Source organism: Bacillus sp. LR_5 (genome assembly GCF_042709275.1).
Genome location: NZ_JAVAXX010000262.1, coordinates 1 through 8,961 on the forward strand (window position 1 = coordinate 1; position 8,961 = coordinate 8,961).

Consider the following 8,961-nt stretch of genomic DNA (forward strand, 5'->3'; position numbering starts at 1 on the left):
GGCGGAAAGGAAGAGCATCATGAGCCAAGAAATTGAAATAGAATTTAAAAACATGCTGACCAAACAAGAATTTGAAACGATAACAGCCGCACTCAAGCTGACAGAAAAAGATTTTACAGATCAAAAGAATCATTATTTTGACACAGGCAGCTTTGCGCTGAAACAAAAACACGCTGCGCTGCGAATCCGCAGAAAAAACGGAGAGTATGTCCTGACGTTAAAAGAACCGGCAGATGTAGGGCTTCTGGAAACGCACCAGCGGCTTTCAGAGGTATCAGACCTTACTGGCTTTTCAGTTCCCGAAGGCCCTGTGAAGGACCAGCTGCACAAGCTTCAGATCGATACAGATGCCATTCAGTACTTTGGATCTTTAGCAACAAACCGCGCGGAAAAAGAAACAGAAAAAGGCTTAATAGTTTTAGACCATAGCCGATATTTAAATAAAGAGGACTATGAAATCGAATTTGAGGCGGCAGACTGGCATGAGGGCAAACAAGCCTTTGAGAAGCTGCTTCAGCAATTCAGCATTCCTCAGCGCGAAACCAAAAATAAAATTCTGCGTTTTTATGAAGAAAAACGAAAGTCTATATAAGGTGGAATGACATCGTGAATGTAACGAATTGGGCAGCTTTACTTCAGCTTCAAGCATTACAGTCCATATCTAATGCACGCAGCACAGGCACTCAAAATGATGCGGAAAGCCCGCTCTCAAGCTTCAGCTCTTTGCTTAGCCAATATACAAACGGTTTGACGACTCCGCAACCAACAGCATCTTCTGCAACGTCAAGCCCGCTCAGTCTGCTGAACAGCGCTTCTTCAACAGCGCCGTCACTGCTTTCAGCTTATGGGCTTAATTCATATACAAATAGCAATTCAGGTTATATCACAAAAGCGGCAGAAAGCACCGAAACAGATGCTGCAGATTCACCTTCAAACAAACATGAAGCAAAACAGATCAGTTCGGGAGACTTCTCCATTGATAGCGCTATAAAAAAAGCAGCTGATAAATATGGCGTCGATGAAAAACTAATCCGTGCCGTCATCAAGCAGGAATCAGGCTTTAATGCAAAAGCGGTCAGCGGAGCAGGTGCGATGGGCCTAATGCAGCTCATGCCGTCAACAGCAAGCTCACTTGGCGTTTCTAATCCGCTGGATCCGCAGCAAAATGTGGAGGGCGGAACGAAATATTTAAAACAAATGCTGAATAAATACGACGGCAATGTGTCTATGGCATTAGCAGCCTACAACGCCGGACCGGGAAATGTTGACCGATACGGAGGTATTCCTCCTTTTCAAGAAACGCAAAACTATGTAAAAAAAATAACTTCAGCTTATTACGCGTAACCAGAGCGGCTTCTGCCCTCTGGTTTTTTTGCGAAGTGAAATCTTACGCATTCCTGATTTTTATGTGATATGATATGAAATACAAACCCTGGCTTACAGCCGAAACTAGTCATCAAACGCATAAAAGGCAGTTTGTTTGTAGAAATGATGCCTTGTTGCTAAAATAAATTTAGATGAAATGTTGAAATACAGAAAATTACTTTTTGCAATAGGATTTATGATTCCTATTAGCCATATTTAAAGGAGTAGTCAACATGGGACAATCGTTTAACGCACCTTATGAAGCGATTGGAGAGGAACTTCTATCGCAACTTGTTGATACTTTTTATGAGCGTGTCGCGTCTCATCCTTTGCTGAAGCCAATTTTTCCGAGCGATTTAACAGAAACCGCCAGGAAACAGAAGCAATTTTTGACTCAGTATTTAGGCGGGCCTCCGCTTTATACTGAGGAACACGGCCACCCCATGCTCAGAGCAAGGCATCTTCCCTTTCCAATTACAAACGAGAGAGCTGATGCGTGGCTCAGCTGTATGAAGGACGCAATGGACCATGTAGGGCTGGAGGGCGATATTCGTGAGTTTTTGTTTGGCCGGCTGGAATTGACAGCAAGGCATATGGTGAATCAAACGGAAGCGGAGGATCGATCATCTTGACAAACTATCAGCATGAGCAATACTTCGCCCATTGCCACGGCCATCCAAAAAAACCGCTTGAAATTTACATGTTTGTAGATCCTTTATGTCCTGAATGCTGGTCCTTAGAGCCCGTCATTAAAAAGCTGAAAATTAGATACGGACGCTTTTTCACATTACGCATTATAGCTTCCGCAAGCCTTACCGCGTTAAATAAGAAACGGAAAAAGCATCTTCTCGCAGAAGCATGGGAAAAGATCGCGAGCCGCTCCGGCATGTCGTGTGACGGCAATGTCTGGTTCGAGCAGGATCAGCCGCTTTCATCGCCTTATATGGCTGCTCTCGCTTTTAAAGCAGCCGAACTGCAAGGAAGAAAAGTCGGCATGCAATTTCTCAGAAATATGCAGGAGAGTCTGTTTGTTTCAAAGAAAAATATTACGGATGAAAACGTGCTTTTGGAAATCGCAGAAAAAACGAGTCTCGATCTTGAAGAGTTCAAAAATGACCTGCATTCTCAAAGCGCGGTCAAGGCGCTTCAATGTGATATGAGAATTGCCGCTGAGATGGATGTTTCCGTCAATCCGACGCTGACGTTTTTCAATACACAGCATGAGGACGAAGGGCTTAAAGTACCCGGCAGCTATTCATATGATGTATATGAAGAAATCTTATTTGAGATGCTTGGCGACGAGCCGAAGCCGTCGGAAACACCGCCTCTGGAATGTTTTATTGAATATTTCCGCTTCGTTGCCTCCAAGGAAATTGCTCTAGTTTATGACCTGAGCCTTGAAGAGGTAGAAAAAGAAATGAAAAAATTGGCATTTGCTAAAAAGGTTGCCAAAGTGGAAGCCAAACACGGAATGTTTTGGAAGTCTCTCAGCACTTATACTGATGAATATCAATCATGTGAAAAATAGCCGCAGGCGTGTATATGCTTGAGGCTGTTTTTTTGCACCGACACCAAACATACGTTCTGTCCATAGCACTAAAGAAACCGCGCCGGGATAAGCGCGGTTTCATATGTCTTAACGACAACAAAGGGGATGGGAGAAATTTTTCACGGTCAAACAAAGGGGTAATGTTTGTTTGTGATCAATTTCACATCCTTATGATAACAAAAGATGTCGACTGTTGACAACCTCTATGCTTAATGTTCATATTTTTGTCACAAAACATAACGAAGTACATTCACTCATATCCTAATAAGGAAAAAGGACGAGGGGGACCGCCATGATGTATACTGTGATCTTAATTGTGTGCATTGCCGTTTTTTTCTGTTTGAATATATTAGGCATGATGCATATGCTGCCGCTTTATATTACCTCTCCTCTGCTGTTTCTGTCTATTTTGTTTACCCTCTATCGCCTGAACCATCGGAAAACCTTTAAAGGGTTTTAAAAAAGCCTGTGCGTCATTTTTGCACAGGCTTTCTTTTTTAAGACTGCTTGACTTTCATCAGCAGCTCTTCCATTTCATCAAGTTTTTCTTCAAACATTTTGCACGCAGCTTCAATCGGCTCTGGAGACGTCATATCAACGCCCGCTTTTTTCAGGACATCAATCGGGTATTGTGAGCTTCCCGCTTTCAGGAAGTCAATATAACGGTCAACCGCCGGCTTTCCTTCTTTTAAAATCTGGCTGCTTAACGCTTGGGCAGCACTGTACCCTGTCGCATACTGATACACATAGTAATTGTAATAGAAATGCGGAATCCGTGACCATTCAAGGCCGATTTCCTTATCAATCACCATGCCGTCTCCGAAATACTTTTTATTCAGATCGTAATAGACATTTGTCAGAAGCTCAGGTGTAAGCGGCTCCCCTTCTTGCGCCTTTGTATGGATCAGATGTTCAAATTCAGCAAACATCGTTTGTCTAAAGACCGTTCCTCTGAAGCCCTCAAGCATATGGTTGAGAATATATAAGCGCTGTTTTTCATCATCTAAGTTGTTCAGCAGGTATTCGCCAAGAAGCGCTTCGTTTGTCGTGGACGCAACTTCCGCGACAAAGATACTGTAATTGCCGTATGGATATGGCTGGTGCTTTCTCGTATAGTAGCTGTGTACGGAATGTCCAAACTCGTGCACGAGCGTAAAGAGATTATTGACGTTATCATGCCAGTTCATCAAGATATACGGATTCGTGCCGTAAGCTCCTGATGAATAAGCGCCATTTCGTTTGCCTTTATTTTCATAAACGTCGACCCAACGGTTTTCCAGCCCTTCTTTTAAGATGGAGGCGTATTCTTCCCCTAAAGGTGCCAGACCTTTCAGCATGTAATCTTTGGCTTCCTCGTACGTGACCTTCATCCCCGCATCCTTTACAAGCGGTGTATACAGATCATAGATATGCACCTCATCAAGCTCAAGCACTTTCTTTCTCAGCGCGATATAGCGGTGCAGGAGCGGCAAATGCTTATTAATCGTTTTGACGAGGTTGTCGTATACCTCCTCAGGAATACTGTTGTTAGAAAGCGCCGCTTCACGCGCTGATTTGTATTTTTTCACTCTCGCGTAGAAGTTGTCCTTTTTCACAGTGCCGCTTAGCGTTGTGGCCATTGTGTTTTTATATTGACCGTATGTTTTATATACTGCGTCAAAGGCATTTTTGCGGACTTCACGGTTTTCACTTTCTAAGAAATTAATAAAATTCCCATGAGTGATCTGTTTTTCATTCCCCTCTTCATCTTTAATGGACGGGAATGTAATCTCGGCGTTATTTAATACACTGAATGTATTGGAAGATGAACCCAGCACATCAGAAGCTTCAGCAAGCAGCGCCTCTTCCTTCTCGCTCAGCACGTGCGGGCGTTCCTTTGTAATCTCCTCAATCGCATGAGAGTACAGTTTCAGTTCTTCTTTTTCAAGAATAAACTGCTGCAGTTTGTCTTCTTCTATGGATAAAATTTCCGGAACCAAATAAGCTGTCGCGCTTGCGGCCTGTGTATATAGGTTTCCCGCCTTATCATTCAGCCCCTGATAAAAAGAGTTCCCGGTATCTTGGTCAGAGCGCATATGCGCATATGTGTACAGCCTGCCCAGCCGCTCCATCACTTTATCTTGGAACGTAAGAGCTTCGTATAAATGATCGGCTGAATCTGCCAGCTTTCCTTTATACTTAGATAAATTCGGAATTAATTCTTTTACAGCTTGAAATTCTTTATTCCAGGCCTCATCAGTAGGAAAAATATCCTCAAGTCTCCATGTGTCTTCTGCCTTTACCTCACTTCTGTCAGGCAGTTGGTTTGCTTTTTTTTCCTCAGCCATGGTGATCCCCCTCGTTTTCTTTGATTCAAGCCAATTGAAAAAACCGCTGTTTCTCAATAAACTTGTGTTGTGAATATCTTCCGGTCTTTCACTGCCTTTTGTCAAATCATATGCAGTAATGAAGAGAACGAATGCCAAAAAAACAGTAAAAACACGAAAAACCTTTTCTTTTGTGCCTTTCACAGCCAGCCCACCACCTTTGTCTTAGGGTGAGCCAAATGAGACAAACTCATTCTATAAAACAGCTGCGGTCACTTTCTATGAGATCCTGTAATGAGCGTACGCCCTCTGCAGGCTGATTCAGCACATATACTTCTTTCTGAGTCTCCCTTAAAAATCCCTTCTTGCACAAAAAATCAATGTACTGTTTCACCGCTTCAGAAAGACAATCTTCGCTGCATTTGTATCTGAGTGAAATGTTCTTTTTATGAATGTGCAGTTTGCACTGCTGTAAAACGGCTGAAAAGCGAATTGGCGCGCGTTTATATCCCAGATCCGTAATAAACAGATATAAAAACCCCTGCCACACAAAAACCGGACTATGAAAAACAGCCCCTTTTATAACAGGGACAAACACTTCCGTCGGAAGAAAAGAAAGGGGTGTCTGCCGCTTTTCATAAAACAGCAGCCTGAGGCGATTTGTTTCCTTGGAGATAAACCGATGGGGTTTATGGCGAAAACGGTGAATCGCTTTCGTCCAGCCGGAATATTGAAATGCGGGCGTCGGTTCAGTAAAAAAAAGATCGTTTGCAGCAGCCCGATGGATAGGGATCGTTTGAACGGAGGAATAAGAATGGTTTGTGTAAAACGGAATGATGTGGCTGAGCCGGCGGAAAGAACGTGTTTCCGGGCAATAACATATCAGTTCCCTGTATGGACTTGCATTGATAAACTGCCAATGGAAAGCAGAAAGCTGATAAAAGGATGGAGCAGAGCGTTTTAAGCGGCTGTGTCCCACAATCCACTGCGGGATGATTCCTGCTTGTTTGAAGCCCTCTGTTCGCTTTTGAAAGACATCTGGAGCAAGAGTGGCACATTGATACTCAACAGCAAGCATGCGTCCCTTGATCTTTGTCATGATGTCCGGTCTTTGATTGATGTTCTTGATATACGGTTCTAATTTCGGGGAAGCCTGTTGCGTTTTCAGCCATATATACAGCTGCCTTTTTCCTTCTAAGTGGTAGGCGCTTTCCGGTTCTATGTCTATCGAACAGGATTTGTTCTGTTTATGGGCGAAATGCGGTGCTTTTTGGAGTCCGAGCTTCACAGCAAGCTCACCCCCGCACACCGGGCAGAAGAATCGTCTCCGCTTTAATTCCCGGCTTTGCCGAGCGCCTAGAAGGTGAAACATTTCGCCGTCTTCAGTCACAGCACTAAACAATTGTCATCTCTCCTTTCCAGATGAGGTATACTTTCTGGAAAAGATGATCAACTCCTGTTCGCCGTATTTTCTCATGTATGTATGTTTTTGATTTTTCACATCTCAAACATAGCATTTCATTGCATAAAAAAAACCGATTTCCGGAAAGAAATCGGTTTGCTATGATGCAAAGTGTTTTTTTATCGTTTCCAGAGCATGCTCTGAAATAATCAGCTTGCCGTACTCTTCAAGACGGTGTATGCTGATTGAGGATTCATTTGCGTACTCCAACAGGATGCTTAGCTGATTTTCAACCTCTTCATCAGTCATATTGCCAAAATCTACATATAAATAATATCGGTTCTCAAACGAATATAAAGTCGTTTTGCTTCCGTTAACGTTCAATTTAGATAGAGAAATAACATCCTCAAAATCGCCAAACCGCAAGACAAATTGAAGCTTTTGCTCCTTCTCTTCCTGATTGACGGCTTGCTCTTCTTTCTGGAAATCATCCAGCAAGGCGTCAAGATCCTCAGATGCTGGTTCTTGCTTTTTATCCTCAGGAATCGGCAGTTCGAGCTTTTGTCCGTCTTTGGAAAGCTGGGCTTTTGTGACGATGATTTCTAATCCTTTGTCCAGTGCCTGAACTTGAATCCAAAGAGGGCCTTCCACAGCAAATTCCTCTTCCTCATGAACTTCATCCATGACTTCCCAGAAAAGTTCTTCACTGCGCTCACGGTTATACCAAATTTCTTCTCTGTCAAAACCGCGATCTTCAATATCTCCGTAAGACATATAAAATTTTACTGTATGCTCGTTAATTCTTTCAATTTCCATTTGCCAACCTTCCCTTCTATATAAGATGTTGAAGGGACATCTAAGCTCCCGATTAATAGTACTTTACTACACTTTACCCATTCCGTCCACATCTTAACCTTGATGCAAGGCCAGTGTGAATTCCTTTGTATTTCTATTTTATGATAAAACAGTCACAAAAGAAATAAAAATGCACCTTCACCTAAAAAACGGCAGATCTGCGGCTCATATCATAAAATATGACCTGTCTCATATAGTAGTAGTACAAGCGATGGAACGAAAGCGAGGTGCCGATCATGGAGCATGACTATCTGATTTCTCTGCTTGTTATTGTTGGGATCGACCTGATCCTCGGCGGAGATAATGCGGTCGTCATTGCCATGGCCAGCAGAAATTTGCCGGACAAGCAAAGACAGCAAGCCATTATTCTCGGAACATTTATCGCCGTTGCCATGAGAATCGGATTAACAAGCGCAGCGGTATACCTTTTGAACATTCCGTTCTTGCAGTGCGCCGGCGGAATTTTCCTGCTGTATTTAGGATATCAGCTGCTGATTGAAAAAAAAGACACGCAGCACATCAAAAGCAGCACCTCCCTGTGGAGAGCGATACGAACGATTGTGCTTGCAGATCTCTTTATGTCGCTGGACAACGTCATAGCAGTTGCGGGAGCGTCACACGGTGAGTTTTCTCTCGTGGTCATTGGTTTGTGTGTATCGGTGCCGGTTATTATTTGGGGCAGCAAACTCATCCACATCGCACTTGAGAAAATACCGGTTCTGATTTACGCGGGAAGCGGTCTGCTTGCTTATACAGGAGGAGAAATGATTGTCAGGGACAAAAAGCTATCTTTTTTTATGGCGCAGCACGGCACAGTCGAAACGCTCCTCCCCATTTTAACGGTCGCGTTTGTCATCCTGGCGAGTATTTATTATCAGCAGGTGGAAAAATAAAAGAAGGCTGATCACTCAGCCTTCTTTCAGCGTGTCGACAAACCTTCGCATTCGTTGTCAGACCTGTGCGTCGGTGCTCACGAATAAACATATTCGTTGTGCTCCAATGCTCGGCCTTCCTAGACTTCAAAGGTTTTCAATCACGCTGAACTGAAAAGGTAACAAAATCCTAAAACAAAAAACCGTTTTTGGATTTTGTCAACTATCTAAAAAAGAAGGCTGATCACTCAGCCTTCTTTTGATGATACGATCTATTAGTTTGCCAAACGCTGTGCTTCTCTTAATTGGAAAGAGCGGACTTTTCTTGGCAGGAAACGTCTGATTTCGTCTTCGTTGTATCCGACCTGCAAACGTTTTTCGTCGATGATAATCGGACGGCGAAGCAAACCTGGGTGCTCGTTGATCAAGCGGTACAAATCTTGCAGCGGCATAGATTCAACGTTCACATTCAGTTTTTGGAATACTTTGGAACGGGTTGAGATGATTTCATCTGTTCCGTCCTCAGTCATTCGAAGAATTTGTTTTATTTCATCAATTGATAAAGGCTCAGAGAAAATGTTTCTTTCTTCAAATGGAATATCGTGCTCTTCA

The 8,961-nt window shown here is 43.2% G+C and carries 11 protein-coding genes and 1 pseudogene; 7 read left to right on the top strand and 5 right to left on the bottom strand.

Features of this window, described 5'->3' with window-relative positions:
* Nucleotides 1–19: 19 nt before the first annotated feature.
* The 5 genes from RAC86_RS30760 to RAC86_RS30780 all read left to right on the top strand — a co-directional run bounded on the left by RAC86_RS30760 (nucleotide 20) and on the right by RAC86_RS30780 (nucleotide 3,374).
* Nucleotides 20–592: a CYTH domain-containing protein gene (locus RAC86_RS30760; RefSeq protein WP_014113380.1), complete on the top strand. Its 573-nt coding sequence runs from the start codon at nucleotides 20–22 to the stop codon at nucleotides 590–592.
* A 14-nt stretch (nucleotides 593–606) separates the two neighbouring features.
* Nucleotides 607–1,344 carry a bifunctional muramidase/murein lytic transglycosylase gene (gene cwlQ, locus RAC86_RS30765; RefSeq protein WP_268454122.1) on the top strand — a complete coding sequence of 246 codons (738 nt, stop codon included), beginning with the start codon at nucleotides 607–609 and terminating at the stop codon, nucleotides 1,342–1,344.
* Nucleotides 1,345–1,598: 254 nt separating this feature from the next.
* Entirely contained in the window at nucleotides 1,599–1,997 is a 399-nt protein-coding gene (locus RAC86_RS30770; RefSeq protein ID WP_003224612.1) for a globin domain-containing protein, read from the top strand.
* On the top strand, nucleotides 1,994–2,893 hold the full coding sequence (gene spxH / locus RAC86_RS30775) for a protease adaptor protein SpxH (protein ID WP_072566099.1): 900 nt from the start codon (nucleotides 1,994–1,996) through the stop codon (nucleotides 2,891–2,893). Before RAC86_RS30770 ends, spxH begins: the two co-directional genes overlap by 4 nt.
* Nucleotides 2,894–3,206: 313 nt before the next feature.
* A complete protein-coding gene (locus RAC86_RS30780) occupies nucleotides 3,207–3,374 on the top strand; it encodes a hypothetical protein (RefSeq protein ID WP_041520918.1) in 168 nt (55 codons plus the stop codon).
* Between the two features lie 37 nt (nucleotides 3,375–3,411).
* Here RAC86_RS30780 and pepF read toward each other — a convergent pair whose 3' ends face one another.
* Together pepF and RAC86_RS30790 are read right to left on the bottom strand one after the other, a co-directional pair.
* Nucleotides 3,412–5,241 carry an oligoendopeptidase F gene (gene pepF, locus RAC86_RS30785; protein ID WP_176364382.1) on the bottom strand — a complete coding sequence of 610 codons (1,830 nt, stop codon included), beginning with the start codon at nucleotides 5,239–5,241 and terminating at the stop codon, nucleotides 3,412–3,414.
* Between the two features lie 229 nt (nucleotides 5,242–5,470).
* Entirely contained in the window at nucleotides 5,471–6,592 is a 1,122-nt protein-coding gene (locus RAC86_RS30790) for a competence protein CoiA family protein (protein WP_236827578.1), read from the bottom strand.
* Nucleotides 6,593–6,665: 73 nt separating this feature from the next.
* Here RAC86_RS30790 and RAC86_RS30795 point away from each other — a divergent pair.
* Nucleotides 6,666–6,787 (top strand): annotated as a pseudogene (locus RAC86_RS30795) (hypothetical protein).
* Here the strand turns inward: RAC86_RS30795 and mecA are convergent.
* Nucleotides 6,782–7,438, bottom strand: a complete 657-nt coding sequence (gene mecA / locus RAC86_RS30800; protein WP_014113374.1) for an adaptor protein MecA — start codon at nucleotides 7,436–7,438, stop codon at nucleotides 6,782–6,784. The pseudogene RAC86_RS30795 and the gene mecA overlap by 6 nt on opposite strands.
* Nucleotides 7,405–7,530: a hypothetical protein gene (locus tag RAC86_RS30805; RefSeq protein ID WP_120698858.1), complete on the bottom strand. Its 126-nt coding sequence runs from the start codon at nucleotides 7,528–7,530 to the stop codon at nucleotides 7,405–7,407. Before RAC86_RS30805 ends, mecA begins: the two co-directional genes overlap by 34 nt.
* A 183-nt stretch (nucleotides 7,531–7,713) precedes the next feature.
* Here RAC86_RS30805 and RAC86_RS30810 point away from each other — a divergent pair, with 183 nt between their 5' ends.
* Nucleotides 7,714–8,370, top strand: a complete 657-nt coding sequence (locus RAC86_RS30810; RefSeq protein WP_041905005.1) for a TerC family protein — start codon at nucleotides 7,714–7,716, stop codon at nucleotides 8,368–8,370.
* Between the two features lie 254 nt (nucleotides 8,371–8,624).
* Here the strand turns inward: RAC86_RS30810 and spx are convergent.
* The coding region (spx, locus tag RAC86_RS30815) for a transcriptional regulator Spx (protein ID WP_377886375.1) at nucleotides 8,625–8,961 on the bottom strand (337 nt) is incomplete at its 5' end.